The organism is Xanthocytophaga flava (assembly GCF_030068545.1).
Lineage (GTDB): Bacteria > Bacteroidota > Bacteroidia > Cytophagales > 172606-1 > Xanthocytophaga > Xanthocytophaga flava.
The window spans coordinates 592,438-607,750 of the sequence record NZ_JASJOR010000002.1 but is presented as its reverse complement, the minus strand read 5'-3'; the positions used below and the strand labels follow the sequence as shown (position 1 = coordinate 607,750).

Genomic DNA, 15,313 nt, shown 5'->3' with positions numbered 1-15,313 from the left:
TATCTGTTTCTAGTGAGCTCCTATAGGCAAGAAAACATAAAATACTGATCCCAGGCCTGATTTTCCATTGGCAGTGATAAGGCCGTTGTGTCTTTCTACAATTTTTTTGCAGAGTGCTAGCCCCAGGCCAGTACCTTCATATTGATCTCGTGAATGAAGGCGGGCAAATGTTCTGAATATTTGTTTGGCTTCACTTGGGTCAAAACCAATTCCATTGTCTTCTATTTCAATTACATAATATTCCTGATCGGAGTCCGGTGCAACTATATCCTTACATTCACTACGTAAAAATGATACCATCTTATCTGGTGAGAGATACTGGGATCGTATAACAATGTTTGGTGGTGTATCTTCTCTGGAAAATTTAAGGGCATTATTCAGTAAATTATAAAACAATTGATGCAATAGTACTCCGTAGCCTTGTACAACAGGGAGATTACTATAATGTATGACTGCATTTTTCTGAGAAATAACTACTTCCAGGTCGTTTTCAATGGCCTTTAACGTCTGATTAAGATCAATCTCACTCTGTGTGTGTTCAGACTGATTCAAACCTGAATAGTTTAATACTCCTGTAATCATGCTGTCCATTCGTTCTGAAGCGCTGGTCATCTTCTGAAGATATAACTTTGCCTGCTCAGATAGATTATCTCCAAGTTCTTTGACCAATAAACTATTGAATACTCTTATTTTCCGTAAAGGTTCTTTCAGATCATGGCTCGTTACGTGGGCAAATTGCTGAAGATCGTCATTGGAGCGTTGTAGTTCTTCAGTGCGTAATTGTACCAGGCGCTCCAATTCTTCTGTCCATTGTTTTTGATCATCAATATCGGTACAGGAACCAAACCAGCGAATTATATTACCTTCTGTATCTCTGATTGGTAAGGCTTTACCTAAAAACCAACGATACCCACCTTGGATACGATCTTTAAAACGATATTCTATCTGATATGGATTTCCTGTTTGTATAGAGTCTGTCCAGATAAATAGCGAATGCTCAACATCATCCGGATGTAGAATATTAATCCAGCTAGTTCCTGTTGAATCAGGTTCAAAACCGGTGAATTCATACCATCGATCATTGAAGTATTCTACTGTTCCATCTGTGGCCGCAGTCCAGATGATTTGTGGTACCAGATTTGCCAGCTGACGAAGACGTTCTTCGCTTTGTTCCTGTAGTTCTTGCGCGTTTTTCTGTAAGGTAATATCCTGGAAATTGCACACATAGGCTCCTATATAAGGAATATGTGTCATATTAGTAATCTGCGTTTCAACCCAATGCCATGTGGTATCTTTGTGATGAAAACGAAGTTGATACGTTAGTGAATGACCTGGTTTCCGTAACAGATGGTTGTCAGCGATGAGTGTAGGAATATGATCAGGATGAATGAAATGAAACCAGGGTTTCCCTAGTAACTCTTCTTCTGTATAGCCCATCACGGATTTGATTGCCGGGCTAACATAGGTATAGTAACCTCTGGCATCATTCAGTGTAATGATATCTTTGGCATTTTCTATCAACGTACGAAAGCGTTGTTCACTTTCTTCTATCACCTTTCGGGTTCTTACCTGTTCCGTAACATCCACTGCATGTACCAGAATGCCTTCTGATAGACCTTCCTCATCTTTTATCGGTTGATACACAAAGTTAAAGAACCGATCTTCCAATTCACCGTTTCCCTGTTTATCCAGTTGTACCAGTTGTTCCTCGCCTACTACGGGTTTTCCGGTTTGATAAACCTGATCCAGCAATTGAACAAAACCTTGTGCCTCCAATTCGGGTACTGCCTCCCGAATAGTTTTTCCCAAAACATCTCTGTTAAACCCAACTACCTGTTGTAATAATGTATTAGCTAGCTCAAATCTGTGTTCGGGACCTTTTAGTACACCCATGATTCCTGGCGACTGCATCAGGAGTTTATAAAAATTTTGTCTTTCCTGATGTATCTGCTGTTCTTTGGCTTCTCTCTTTTGCCGTTCAGTAACGAGTTCTGTCACATTACTACCACTACACAGTATCGCAAACACATTCCCATTCAGATCACGCATGGGAGTATACGAAAATGACACATACTGGGTCTCTGTGTGGTTATTCTGGGTGATAGTGAAAGGCATTTCACTGGCAGTAAACGGATTTCCTGTTATGTATACCTCAGTAAGAATGTCGTAGAATACATGAATATTGATATGTGCCAATGCCGTGAGGATTGGAAGTCCGATTACTTCTTCTCTTGATCTGTTCCAGACTGCTAGTGCTGCATCATTAGCCATCTCAATCACAAAGTCTCTTCCGCGCAAAATTGCAATTTCAAATGGAGCCTGACTAATCAGATAATAGTATTCCTGAAGCGGATCTTTATTGGTTCCATTGGAAACTGGATAGCCTGAGGTTAGTAATTCTTTAGACATAGAGTATTAACTCCCAATACAAAGTAAGGTTATAAATGGGTTGAATATACACAAGTTATAGCACAAACAGTATGTATACTAGGATATAAATGCGAAGAGTATAGATGATTGGGTTTGTAAATGCCTCAGGTTGAGCAGAAGATGCCTGTTGTGAAAATAATGTCACAAATTTTATAAAACTCAAATCTATTTGGTCTTGTTTTCCGTATATTATTCAGAGACAAGAGTGGGGAGAGTTTGTGACAGAAGAAGTGAATAATGTATCAACTTCTTTTTAGTCTGAATTATCTATAACATTCACTATTGAATACCCCAATTTTTTTCAATCAGCTTATAAAAATAAGAGGCCCTCAAAGTTGTTTTACTACCAGCTTTGAGGGTTTTTTGCATCAATTGGGTTGAAGCACTTCCTTTTTTGCGAGTTGATCGATAGTACCTGGTTTTGTTAGGTATGTATTTGCTTGTCAGTATTTTATAAGAAAGTAATAGTACATTGTTGATAGATGTAATTATATAGAGCCGCTTTTTTATGACTATATAACAGTTTTATACTGTTTTAAGAACGATATAAAAGTCCTATATTGCGAAAACTGACTTCATGAGAGTTACTACTTTTCATGAAAAGCAACTATGAAATAAGATAAATCATGCTTTTAACAATTACCACCACCCATTCCCCGGCAACGGATCTGGGATATTTGCTTTATAAACATCCTCAAAAGTTACAGTCTGTAGATCTGGCTGTTGGAAAAGCCCACATTTTTTATCCGGAAGCAACAGAAGAACGTTGTACGGTAGCCTTGTTACTTGATATTGATCCGATTGAATTGATCCGCGGAAAGGCAAATGATAGCTTTGCTTTATCACATTATGTCAATGATCGGCCCTATGTTGCATCTTCGTTTATGAGTGTGGCATTAGCAACTGCTTTTAGTACAGCCATGAATGGAACCTGTCGGGACAAACCCGAACTGGTGGATGTGAAGCTTCCTTTAGAAGTGACGTTGGCTGTAGCTTCTGTCAGAGGAGGTGAAACGCTGATTCGCCGATTATTCGAGCCTCTTGGCTATACACTGGAACTAGAAAACTATCCTCTAGATGTTACTGTTCCTGAATGGGGTGACAGTAAGTATTTTCTTTTGAAGTTGCAACATACCCTGCGTCTGAAAGACCTGCTTTCGCATTTGTATGTACTAATGCCCGTCTTGGATAATGACAAACATTATTTTGTGAACAAGCAGGAGATCGAAAAGCTGATGGATAAAGGGAAAGACTGGTTATCTGCGCATCCGGAAAAGGAACTCATTACCAAACGATACCTCAAAAACATTCACCATCTGACCCGACAGGCTTTTGAAGTCTTGATGAGGGAAGAACTACCCGACGAAGAGGAAGAGATGGAAGAAGAAAACGAAATCGTAAAGGTAGTGAAGCAAAAACGTGTATCTCTGCATTACCAACGATTGCAGACAGTGTTTGAGAAACTAGTGGCTTCCAATAGCAAACGGGTGCTTGATCTGGGGTGTGGAGAAGGAAAGCTCCTGCAATTGCTATTGAGAGAAAATCAGTTTGAAGAGATTTTGGGAATGGATGTGTCTCATCGTAGCCTGGAGATAGCAGCAGAAAGACTCCGTTTTGACCGATTGCCAGCCCATGTGCGTCAGCGTATTTCTCTGATTCAAGGCTCTCTGACCTATAAGGACAAACGCTTACAAGGGTTTGACGCAGCGGCTTTAGTAGAGGTAATTGAACACCTGGATTTGAATCGCCTTCAGGCATTGGAACAATCTGTATTTGGATTTGCCCGACCTAAGCTTGTACTACTCACAACTCCCAATGCTGAATACAATCAGAAATACGAAACACTGATTGAAGGGAAGTTTCGTCATGAAGACCACCGCTTCGAGTGGACACGGACTGAGTTTGAGACATGGACCCAACACATAACAGACGTTTTTGGCTATGAAGCTGAACTCTTTACAGTGGGGGAAGTAGACGAACAGGTTGGCGCCTCTTCACAAGGTGTGGTATTTAAGCGAAAAGTTTAAAATTTGTAATACTAAAAGTTTTTCCTGATTTAATATCCTTTTTATAGACCACTATTCTATAAGAAATACTATACATTGTATTTCATGTTTCTTCCTATACACTAATCAAGATAAATGGTATGATTACCCGAAACAAAATTTTTGTAGGACTCGTTGTTGTCCTCTTTGATCTATTCGTATGCATATTCTTTGGAGTGGCGATGATGGATTATGATGATTCATATATGGAGAGTAAGGGAGAGTACTGGAGTTGGGAAAGTATGAACGATTTTCAAAAAGGTATCTCGGTAGGAATGAATATCTGGGTGGTTATCAACCTGTTTATCCTTGGATTTATTATTTATAGACTGATAAAACGGCTAGGTAAGATACCAAGTTTTTAAAACCATTTATGCAACCGGGAAAAAACAGATTCAAAGGTAGATACAATGTATACTAAAAGCAATCAGCTTATCTCTCTGCAAAATCCTTTTCAGCAATTAATGCCTTTTGCTCTGCAATGGCTTAGTATCACAGAAGATGATTTTTTTCCAATAAGCCAATTGCCAGAAGCTTTGCCAGAGACACTCAAAAGAGTATATCAGATTGCGAAAAGTAAGCCGGATATACTACATAAATTTCAAAAACAAGATTATCTGCTGGATGTAGATGAACTACGTTTTTATGAAGACCGCGTGGTATTTCTGGTGGAGAATCAGGGATGCTGGACTTGTGAAACGGAAATATATCAAGTAGATCCGGCTATATATGTGAACCACTCACAACTGAAAAAGGATAAGAGTGAAACCAAACTTGTACATGAACGTTTATCTGCTTTCCTGACCACATTTGTATTGCAGGAACTGACATTGAGTTCAGAGTATGTATTCTTTGAGATTGATGATCTGACCTTTTTTAAAGAGAAAGGCTTGCCTATACAGCCCTTGTGGATGGATGCGCCTCATGTATGGACAGGTATGAAGGCACACTTTCATCTGATAAATGACTCTATACTAACGATGATCGACGAAGATAGCGGAACTGGTTTTGCTGGTACACAGAATGAGGAAATGTATGATCTGCTGACTGAAATAGGAGGGGAGATTTAGACAACCTCTTAGCTTCAGAATTTTAATTTTTAAGAGTACAGTTACATATATGAAACGACATTTGATTATTGGAGATATACATGGTTGTTACGAAGAGTTGCTCCAATTGATAAAAATCGCAGGTATCACAGAAGAAGATATGATAGTGGCAGTAGGAGATATCATTGACCGTGGCCCGGATTCTGTAAAAGTGTATGATTTCTTTCGGAACAGGCCCAACAGCAAAGTAGTCATGGGCAATCATGAACGAAAACATCTGAACAAAGTACTACATTACGGACAGGAGATTGTAAAACTCCAGTTTGGCGACCGATATCAGGAGTTTCTGGATTGGGCAGAGCAGTTGGATTATTATTATGAAATACCCGAAGCAATTGTAGTGCATGGTGGATTTGAAAATGGTATTCCGCTGGAAGAGCAAAAGCAGGAAGTGTTATGTGCTTCTACCGCAGGAGAAAAACACCTGACTAAATGTTATGGTACAGAACAGTACTGGCCTGAGTTTTATACAGGTAGCAAACCTATTATCTTTGGGCATCATGTAGTAGGTGAAGAAGCACACATATGGCCCACTAATGTATATGGCATAGATACAGGTGCTTGCCATGGCATGAGACTCACCGGAATTTTGCTGCCAGAGTTTAAAATTTATTCAGTACCTGCCTCTTGTGATTATTGGGACGTAGAACGTTACAAATGGCAATTGCCTGTCTTGCAACATAAAACATGGTCAGGTTTTACGTTTCGGAAAATCGAAGAAGAACTGGAGCCTTTCCGGAGTTCACCACGGACAGATGTAACAGACTTTGTAGAGAAAATGGATAAGTGGATTGCCTCTCTATTAGTGAAAACACCAGAGATGTTGAATAGTATTCAGCAAAAAGCTGTGGCATTGGAACATGAACATAGGGAAAATGTAAACCGGGTAACCCATCAGCTATTTTACAGTTCGCTGATCTTCGCAGCCCGAAAAGGTAGCCTGAACGATCAAACCCTGCAACAAACCCTAACTACCCCTGAAAAGTGGATACAACTAGCCAACGAACTCCAAATCCCTGTACCAACCTACGAATCGGTAGTAAATTAATATGGATTTTGTATAGAGTGTTCATACCAAACGTAATTTTATTTGCTAGAAGGCATGAGAGAAGATCACTAGATAGATTATCTTAATAAAATTCCAGAAAACTTGTTACAAAGAGAGCAAGGTTCCCTTTAATCGTGGAAGGTTGTATCTGTGCGTTGGCCTTCTTTCTGCCGTGAGGAAAGCCCATGGCTTTGTGCGGGGGGAGGTTCGGCAGAAAGTGCCCTTTTTTGCTCACACACAAATCTGGCTCACCAAACTCTCGTTTGGTGCCCTGTTTTTTGGGCAAGCAAAAAATGAAGGAGCCTAGGGAAGAAGGATGAGAGAGAAAATAGACAAACCCAGGAAGAGGCATCTGGGAATTTAATAAGTAAATAAGTCACAGTCTGTAACTTTTTGACTAGCTACCAATACTATAGAACATGAAAACAATATGCAGATAAAAATTCCAGAATTTTCCTTAGTTGTATTAATCGGTTCCACCGGCTCCGGCAAATCATCCTTTGCCCGAAAATTTTTTAAACCAACCGAAATCGTTTCATCTGACACCTGTCGGGGTATCGTTTCTGATGATGAAAATAACCAGGCAGCTACCAAAGATGCTTTTGAGCTGGTACACTATATCATTCGCAAACGACTAAAGAATGGTCTGCTTACTGTTGTGGATGCCACCAACGTACAGCCCGAATCGCGTAAGGCACTCATGCAGATTGCCAGAGAGTATCATGCATTGGTAGTAGCTATCGTATTTAATCTTCCGGATTCCGTTTGTCTGGCTCGCAATAACCAGCGTCCGGATCGCCAGTTTGGCAGCCATGTGGTGCGTCAACATAATCAGAATCTGAAAAAGTCGCTGAAAACCTTAAAGAGCGAAGGATTTCGCCAGCAATATATTCTGGATTCAGAAGCAGAAGTAAATGCCGTACAATCCATTGTAAGACAACCACTGTACAATAATAGAAAATACGAAACAGGACCATTTGATATCATTGGAGATGTACACGGGTGTTTTGATGAATTAAAAGAACTGCTGGAAAAGCTGGGCTATCAGTTTGATACCACAAATACCTTTTCAGTTACTCCACCTGCAGGGCGCAAAGCCTTTTTTGTGGGCGATCTGGTAGATCGCGGACCAAACAGTCCGGATGTATTGCGATTGGTCATGCAGATGGTCAAAGAAGATAAGGCATTGTGTGTACCTGGGAACCATGATGTGAAGCTACTGAAATACCTCAATGGTAGAAATGTACAGCTTAAACATGGATTAGACCGTACTGTAGAGCAACTTGCTTCTGTATCTCAGGAGTTTTTGGAAGAAGTAAAAGTATTTCTAGATGGACTTATCAGCCATTTTGTGGTGGATGATGGTCGACTGGTAGTAGCCCATGCCGGACTAAAAGAAGAGATGCAGGGACGTGGATCAGGAGCTGTTCGTGAGTTCTGTTTATATGGAGAAACTACTGGAGAGATCGATGAATTTGGTTTGCCTGTGCGTATCAATTGGGCTGCTGAATATCGAGGCAAGACTATGGTAGTGTATGGACATACCCCTGTGGTAGAAGCACAGTGGCAGAACAATACGATTGATATTGATACAGGCTGTGTATTTGGTGGAAAGCTTACTGCCTTACGATATCCGGAAAAAGAACTGGTATCTGTAAAAGCCAAAGAAGTATATGCACAATCTACCCGTCCATTGGATTTTGAAGGAAAGGGGAGTGCAGATAACCACAATCCTGCGGATGCTGCGTTTGATATAGACGATGTGATTGGCAAACAGATTATACACACCCGTTTGCATCATAGTGTGACCATTCGTGAGCAGAATGCCATGGCAGCATTGGAGGTAATGAGTCGCTTTGCCATCAATCCTAAGTGGTTGATTTACCTGCCCCCTACTATGTCTCCTACAGAAACCAGTAAACTGCCTGATTTGCTGGAATACCCATCAGAGGCATTCAAGTATTATTCCGATCAGGGAGTAACTACTGTAGTTTGTGAAGAGAAGCACATGGGATCGAGGGCTATTGTTGTTCTTTGTCGGGATGAAGAAACGGCTCTGAAACGGTTTGGCGTTTCCGGTGAAGGAATAGGTGTATGTTATACCCGTACAGGACGTAGCTTCTTCACAGATAATGCATTGGAACAAGCCTTTTTAGAGCGTATTAAAGTTGCCTGTGATAAAACCGGATTCTGGGATAAGTTTGAAACGGACTGGGTGTTACTGGATTGTGAATTAATGCCTTGGTCAGCTAAGGCGCAGGCATTGTTACAAAATCAGTATGCTGCAGTAGGAGCTGCGGCAACACATGCATTACCTATGGTAAACACTGTCTTGGCTCAGGCAAAGGGGAGAGGGCTGGAAGTAGAGCACTTGCTGAAAAGTTATACTGAACGCCAGAAAATGGCTGAAAAGTTTGTAACAGCCTATCGTCACTATTGCTGGCCTGTTGCCAGTCTGGATGATTATAAACTGGCTCCTTTTCATTTGCTGGCTACTGAAGGCAAAGTTCATACCGATAAAACCCATCGCTGGCACATGGATACCCTGGCAGAACTGTGTGATGGTGATTCTCAGCTACTCTTTAAAACTCCCTATAAAGTAGTGGATCTTCAGAATGAAGCAGAGATCCAGCAGGCAATTGTATGGTGGGAACAACTAACCTATGCAGGAGGAGAAGGTTTTGTCGTAAAGCCAATGGAGTTTATTGTCACTAACGAAAAAGGTCTGGTACAACCTGCTATCAAATGCCGGGGAAGTGAGTATTTGCGTATTATCTATGGACCTGAATATTCGTCTTTTACCAATATTACACGTTTGAAATCCAGAAGTCTGGGAGGTAAAAGGTCCCTTGCTTTACGGGAATTTGCACTGGGTATGGAAGCCTTGGAAAAGTTTGTAGAACGTCAGTCCTTGCGTACTGTGCACCAATGTGTATTTGGAGTACTAGCTTTGGAAAGCGAACCCATAGATCCTAGATTGTGAGAGATCCTTCTTAGTAGGAAAAAGCCTAAGGTATGGTTACTAACCATACCTTAGGCCTTTATTGTACCTTTTTATTTCTCCACTTTAAACTAAATGACGCTAACAGGTGTACTAACTACTGAAATACTTGCTAATGTTTTCCATGATGATGAGGATGGTGATGTGCACTGTCATGTGGTATCCCTGTAGTATCCGGATGATGTAAGCTATCTGGATGGAAGTGGTGTAAGCTGTCTTCATGAAAATGGTGGAGGCTATCACCATGAGGATGATGAAACAAAGAATCACGATGATGGTGGATTGAATCTCTTTTATGACAGAGAGAATCTTTTGTTGTATCCGATGTATCTGTACTATCTGTTGAACGGGCAGAGGAAGACTCTGACGGGGTAACAGCGCTTTTTTCACAAGCAAATAGTACAGATCCAATAATAAGCAATGTCATACCTAGCTGCAGAACAGGTTTGGTTTTAGCAGAATTTGCCATACAGATGAGAGTTAGAGATAAAGAAATTCTATTCTATAACCAGGTCTGCAGCCTCTGGTTTCTATCCATAAGACATCTTTCTAAAGAATCACTACTACGAGTTTGAATAATATATCTACAAAAAGATCAGTTTGATCGTAAAATTGCATGAAACGAGCTTTGAATAGTATCATTAACACCTCAGAATTTTTTGCGGTTTTCTGTTTTTGTCTCCTATTAAGATGATTTTTGTTCATTTCATACATATCTGTTTTTGTATTTAATCGCCTGGAGGTTAGCAATTTGAATTATACTTTTGTGTTAACTTCTTTTGCGAAAAATGTAATGTAACTCTATTAATCTTTGTTTTATACCTTCCTATGTATATGAAAATCGAAAGTGGCTTATTATAGAATAAGTGGAAAAGAGGTGTTTTTTGATTCTTTGTTTGTTGATAATCAGTGCGTTGTGTTTGTGAATCTTACGAAGTGTTTTGTAATCTTCAAAGTGTTTTGTTCTGTCTATAGCTTGTATCTAAATTTACAAACTGAAATCAGGTATATTTTAACGATATAAAGTGTTTATTACCACTTGCATTTTTAAAAAAGGAGATATGATTATCTCTGAGGAACAGGTGATAACGAATTAAAATGCAACGGTTTTATGAACTTCATAAAACATCAAATTGGAATTGTTACCATAGGGTTTTTTTTAGCTTGTATAGGCTCTGTCAGTGGCCAGGAATCAATTGCTACAGATCGCCCGGATCAGACAGAATGTCCTTCTATTGTTCCCAAAGGAATGTTTCAGATTGAATCGGGATTTCAGTATGAGTTTGATAAATCAGATACCTCTCGAATTCAAAATATTACCTATAATACTTCATTGATTAAATACGGATTATCTGAATATGCCGAGTTTCGACTCATTGTCGAGTATATGGGTTGTAATTCTATTTATAAGAGAGAAACTAGTGTACATGAACGCGAGGCTTCTTTTAGCCCTGTGGCCATAGGGATGAAGCTTCGTATTTGTGAAGAGAGTGGACTCATACCCAAAACTTCTCTTATTTGTCATGTTGATTTACCTGCTTTTAAATGCCCTGAAAACCAGGTAAATACTTTTGTGCCTCGTTATAGATTTACGATGAGCCATACACTTTCTGACAAATCTAGTTTGTCTTATAATATTGGTTCTGAATGGAATGCTGTTACTACCATTCCAACACATATCTATACATTAACTTTGGGAAGAAGCCTCTCTGAAAAGTGGGGTATGTATATTGAGGGCTATGGTTTTATTACTAAAAATCAACCTGCTGATCACAGATTTGATGGAGGGTTTACCTACCTGGTTACTAATGATTGTCAACTGGATATTTCTGGAGGCTTTGGGTTAACTCCCGCTGCTCCGGATTCTTTTATTGGAGTAGGCTGCTCCTGGCGTTTTAAAAAATAATGTCTAACTCAAATCTGCTATTTTATTGCAGTTTGTATTTACCACAGTTTATTCTGAGAAAGGTATATGAGTATTTTTAATAACTTAAAAATTAAACATAAGATCCTGTTTATTATAGGATTAAATATGTTCTTCTTTGTGTTGTCCGGTACTTTCTGTTATAGGGCGCTTATACTATTGGATAATTCTCAGCAGCAGCTTATTACAAATACTAGTGCTATCTATAATCAGATGAATGCAGATATGATGCACGATGCTTTACGTGCAGATGTCTACAAAGCCTTGTTACTTGAAGATAAAGGGGAAGTCGCACAAAAGGCGTTCAGAACTGAGTTTAATGAGCATAAAGCAAGCTTTCAGAAAAGCTTGGAGGTATTATCTGAACTAGACATCAATGATTCAGTCAAAATTGCTGTACATGAAGTCCTGCCTGCACTGAATAAATATATTGTACAGTCCGAACAATTGATAGCATTTACTTTTCAGAAGGATAGTGTTCAAATTGCTGCAGGATTGATAGCTTTTAATGCTTCTTTTGATCTGTTGGCTGAAAAAATGAGTGTCCTAAGTGCATTAATCTCTGATAGCTCAGAAAAACAAAATGCCAGTGCCAATGGTATTGTTTCTTTTAACAAACTATTAATTGTGGGTATATTGATTGCAAGTTTATGTGTGATGGGAGGAATCGGATTCCGAACTGCCAAACTTCTTTCTGAACCCATTCTTAAAGCAAAAGATGTCTTATCTGAGTTATCTCTTGGTAATTTAATGCAGATAACAGATTCTCAATACACAGATGAAATTGGCGAAATGAATCAAGCCTTGCATACATTAGTCGATAACTTGTCTAATATCAAGGGCTTTGCGACTGAGGTGGGCAATGGAAAGTTTGATTCCAATGTAAGTGTGTTTAATAATTCAGGTGAATTAGGTACTGCATTGGCGACAATGCGACAAAGTCTGAAAACTATCTCAGAAGAAGAAAATAAACGGAATTGGGGTAACACAGGTATTACACAGGTTAATGAGATATTACGATCCAGGAATGAGAATTTTTCAATACTTCTTGATCAGGTAATAAGCTTTATTATTAAATACACACAAACCAATCAGGGATGTATTTCTTTGGTTGATTCTACCAATCCACAGGATCTACATTTAAGTATACAGGCGTGTTATGCCTATAATCGCAAGAAATATATTAACAAACGAATAGAGATAGGGGAAGGTCTGGCTGGGCAGGTTGTGCTTGAAAAAGAGACTATCTATCTGCAGGAGATTCCGCATGATTATATAGCCATTACTTCAGGTTTAGGAGAGGCTACTCCGAAAAATATCCTGATTGTACCCATGAAAGTAGACGAAGAGGTAGTAGGCGTTCTGGAGGTTGCTTCTTTGCAGATTATTCCTGCGCATCATATTCAGTTTCTGGAACGTGTTTGTACAAATCTGGGCTTACATGTTTCGAATGAAAACAAAAATATACAAACACGGAATCTGTTAGAGATGACCTTGCAGCAAAAAGAAGCGTTGCAATCACAGGAGGAAGAGGTTCGTCAGAATATGGAAGAGTTATATGCGATTCAGGAGGATGTACGTCGTCGGGAAAGCGAATATCTACAACGAATAGAGGAACTGGAACAAGAACGTACAAACCATTATCAGGTTCAGGTAAGGCAGGTGCAAGGTGCTTTCAAAGAGGTATTGTAGATGGTATGGATGAAAATATGTATTTTTCATCCATGAATGTAGTTAATTACAAAGTACGTAAACCCATTCCGGAACTTGCCGATTTTGTGGAAAGTTTCTGGATGCTGGCTAATCCTTTTGATGAAGAAAAGGAAGTGGTTGTAGTACCAGATGGACGAATTGATTTGTGCTTTTCAATTTCGGCTACGGAACCTTATCATGTGATGCTGGCAGGACTGGATAGCGAACCTGCCTGTAGTAGCATTGCACCCCATTCGGTTATGTTTGCGGTTAGCTTTAATTTACTTGCTGTGGAGTATCTGCTTGATAATCAGGTATCCTCATTGTTGAATGAAAGGCTTGTATTACCAGATGATTTTTGGGGAATGGCTGCCAATGATCTTACCGATTTTGATGCATTTTGTACAAAAGCAACCCATACAATGCTAAAAGCACTCAAGCCCGATTTAGATAGCCGTAAACGCAAGTTGTTTGAGATGGTATATTCTACAATGGGAGCCGTAACTATTCAGGAGATTTCCGATACTGTACACTGGAGTAGCCGACAAATCAATCGCTATTTCTCTCAACAGTTTGGACTTCCATTAAAAACATATTGCACCATTCTCCGGTTCAGAGCCTCGTTTCCACAAATTACACATGGCAAGTTATTTCCGGAACAAAACTTTGCAGATCAAGCTCATTTTATCCGGGAAGTAAAAAAATATGCAGGTGCTACCCCAAAAGAGTTGAAACAAAACAAAAACGACCGATTTATTCAATTCTCTGTTTTGAAGCAGAAGTAGTTTTGTATCAGTTAAATGATTAAACGATTTTCAATCATGCTGATACAAAACAAAAAAATTGCTATTGTTGGCGGAGGTCCCGGAGGATTAACCTTAGCCAGACTGTTACAACAAAAAGGAGCTGATGTAAAAGTATACGAACGGGATGTAAACAAAGATGCCCGTGTACAAGGTGCTACACTGGATCTGCACGAAGAGTCCGGATTGAAAGCGCTGGCAACAGCTGGGTTAATGGATGCGTTTCAGGCAAACTATCGTCCGGGAGCAGATAAGGTACGTATTTTGGATAAACATGCTGTTATTCTGGCTGATCAACATATTCAGACTGACCATAGCGAGTCCCGCCCTGAAATAGACCGCGGTCCTTTGAGAAAAATTCTGCTTGAATCCTTACAGCCGGATACAGTGGTATGGGATAGCCATTTTGCTTCTATGACACCTGAAGATAGTGGCTGGAAGCTAGAGTTTCATAATGGTGTATCTGCCTATGCTGACATTGTGATCGCCGCAGACGGAGCCAATTCCAAGATTCGTCCGGTAATCACCTCTATCAGACCTTTTTACTCAGGTATCACTATTGTAGAAGGCTCTGTATATGACTCAGAAACTGCTGCACCAGGCGTTCATGGATTACTAAAAGGTGGAAAGATATTTGCATTTGGAGATGATAAAACGCTAATCGTAAGTTCAAAAGGGGATGGGAGTCTGGCATTTTATACAGGCTGCAAGACAGATGAGTTTTGGGTACGTGACAGTGGCATTGATTTTAAAGATAAGGCACAAGTGTTTGCCTGGTTTAAACAGGAGTTTGCTGGTTGGGATAGTGTATGGGAAGAGTTATTTCTCAATGCTTCAGCGTTTATTCCCCGTCCTCAATATTGTATGCCACTAGACCAAAGCTGGGAAGCTCTAGCTAATCTGACTATGCTGGGAGATGCAGCCCATCTAATGCCTCCTTATGCCGGAGAAGGAGTAAACATGGCCATGCTGGATGCGTTGGAGTTAAGTGAGTGCCTTACCAGTGATGGCTTTACTGACCTTCAGACTGCCATAGAACATTACGAAAAAAACATGTGCGCCAGAGCTTCTGATGCAGCCCAAATGACGCTGGATTCAACTGAAATCCTACATTCTTCGGAAGCTATTTCGTTTATGTCCGGCATTATCTCTGGGGAATAGATCTAATTAGCACAAATCCATTTAGGATAACTGGCAGAAGGTCGGTAAAAAACTAAAAACACCTATACCTCCAATGAGAGAGTATAGGTGCTTTATATGG

General features: G+C 39.8%; 11 protein-coding genes. 9 read left to right on the top strand and 2 right to left on the bottom strand.

The features are described 5' to 3' along the window. Positions 1-9 precede the first annotated feature (9 nt). Entirely contained in the window at positions 10-2,409 is a 2,400-nt protein-coding gene (locus QNI15_RS05185) for a PAS domain S-box protein (RefSeq protein WP_314030873.1), read from the bottom strand. A 647-nt stretch (positions 2,410-3,056) separates the two neighbouring features. Here QNI15_RS05185 and QNI15_RS05180 point away from each other — a divergent pair. From QNI15_RS05180 to QNI15_RS05160, 5 genes are all read left to right on the top strand, one after another. Next, complete coding sequence (locus QNI15_RS05180; protein ID WP_314030871.1) at positions 3,057-4,457, top strand: 3' terminal RNA ribose 2'-O-methyltransferase Hen1; 1,401 nt, start codon at positions 3,057-3,059, stop codon at positions 4,455-4,457. Between the two features lie 119 nt (positions 4,458-4,576). After that, positions 4,577-4,840: a hypothetical protein gene (locus QNI15_RS05175; RefSeq protein ID WP_314030869.1), complete on the top strand. Its 264-nt coding sequence runs from the start codon at positions 4,577-4,579 to the stop codon at positions 4,838-4,840. A 45-nt stretch (positions 4,841-4,885) separates the two neighbouring features. Beyond that, entirely contained in the window at positions 4,886-5,545 is a 660-nt protein-coding gene (locus tag QNI15_RS05170) for a hypothetical protein (RefSeq protein ID WP_314030868.1), read from the top strand. A gap of 49 nt (positions 5,546-5,594) precedes the next feature. Further along, positions 5,595-6,632: a metallophosphoesterase gene (locus QNI15_RS05165; protein ID WP_314030866.1), complete on the top strand. Its 1,038-nt coding sequence runs from the start codon at positions 5,595-5,597 to the stop codon at positions 6,630-6,632. Between the two features lie 430 nt (positions 6,633-7,062). Then, a complete protein-coding gene (locus QNI15_RS05160) occupies positions 7,063-9,615 on the top strand; it encodes a polynucleotide kinase-phosphatase (protein ID WP_314030864.1) in 2,553 nt (850 codons plus the stop codon). A 130-nt stretch (positions 9,616-9,745) separates the two neighbouring features. Here the strand turns inward: QNI15_RS05160 and QNI15_RS05155 are convergent, their stop codons facing one another. Beyond that, the gene (locus QNI15_RS05155) at positions 9,746-10,102 is read right to left on the bottom strand and encodes a hypothetical protein (RefSeq protein ID WP_314030862.1); all 357 of its coding nucleotides are present in this window, start codon (positions 10,100-10,102) and stop codon (positions 9,746-9,748) included. Positions 10,103-10,744: 642 nt separating this feature from the next. On the opposite strand from QNI15_RS05155, the gene QNI15_RS05150 reads away from it, so the two are divergent. From QNI15_RS05150 to QNI15_RS05135, 4 genes are all read left to right on the top strand, one after another. After that, a complete protein-coding gene (locus QNI15_RS05150) occupies positions 10,745-11,539 on the top strand; it encodes a transporter (RefSeq protein ID WP_314030860.1) in 795 nt (264 codons plus the stop codon). 66 nt (positions 11,540-11,605) lie between these two features. Continuing rightward, on the top strand, positions 11,606-13,249 hold the full coding sequence (locus QNI15_RS05145) for a GAF domain-containing protein (protein WP_314030859.1): 1,644 nt from the start codon (positions 11,606-11,608) through the stop codon (positions 13,247-13,249). 32 nt (positions 13,250-13,281) lie between these two features. Continuing rightward, the gene (locus tag QNI15_RS05140) at positions 13,282-14,034 is read left to right on the top strand and encodes a helix-turn-helix domain-containing protein (RefSeq protein WP_314030858.1); all 753 of its coding nucleotides are present in this window, start codon (positions 13,282-13,284) and stop codon (positions 14,032-14,034) included. A gap of 36 nt (positions 14,035-14,070) precedes the next feature. Beyond that, positions 14,071-15,213, top strand: a complete 1,143-nt coding sequence (locus QNI15_RS05135) for an FAD-dependent oxidoreductase (RefSeq protein WP_313999164.1) — start codon at positions 14,071-14,073, stop codon at positions 15,211-15,213. Positions 15,214-15,313 lie beyond the last annotated feature (100 nt).

What these genes read in the sequence shown, in the direction of transcription:
- QNI15_RS05165 (WP_314030866.1), top strand. Translation starts at nt 5,595, where the DNA reads ATGAAACGACATTTGATTATTGGAGATATACATGGTTGTTACGAAGAG.
- QNI15_RS05185 (WP_314030873.1), bottom strand. Translation starts at nt 2,409, where the DNA reads ATGTCTAAAGAATTACTAACCTCAGGCTATCCAGTTTCCAATGGAACC.
- QNI15_RS05150 (WP_314030860.1), top strand. Translation starts at nt 10,745, where the DNA reads ATGAACTTCATAAAACATCAAATTGGAATTGTTACCATAGGGTTTTTT.
- QNI15_RS05160 (WP_314030864.1), top strand. Translation starts at nt 7,063, where the DNA reads ATGCAGATAAAAATTCCAGAATTTTCCTTAGTTGTATTAATCGGTTCC.
- QNI15_RS05145 (WP_314030859.1), top strand. Translation starts at nt 11,606, where the DNA reads ATGAGTATTTTTAATAACTTAAAAATTAAACATAAGATCCTGTTTATT.
- QNI15_RS05140 (WP_314030858.1), top strand. Translation starts at nt 13,282, where the DNA reads ATGAATGTAGTTAATTACAAAGTACGTAAACCCATTCCGGAACTTGCC.
- QNI15_RS05135 (WP_313999164.1), top strand. Translation starts at nt 14,071, where the DNA reads ATGCTGATACAAAACAAAAAAATTGCTATTGTTGGCGGAGGTCCCGGA.
- QNI15_RS05180 (WP_314030871.1), top strand. Translation starts at nt 3,057, where the DNA reads ATGCTTTTAACAATTACCACCACCCATTCCCCGGCAACGGATCTGGGA.
- QNI15_RS05155 (WP_314030862.1), bottom strand. Translation starts at nt 10,102, where the DNA reads ATGGCAAATTCTGCTAAAACCAAACCTGTTCTGCAGCTAGGTATGACA.
- QNI15_RS05175 (WP_314030869.1), top strand. Translation starts at nt 4,577, where the DNA reads ATGATTACCCGAAACAAAATTTTTGTAGGACTCGTTGTTGTCCTCTTT.
- QNI15_RS05170 (WP_314030868.1), top strand. Translation starts at nt 4,886, where the DNA reads ATGTATACTAAAAGCAATCAGCTTATCTCTCTGCAAAATCCTTTTCAG.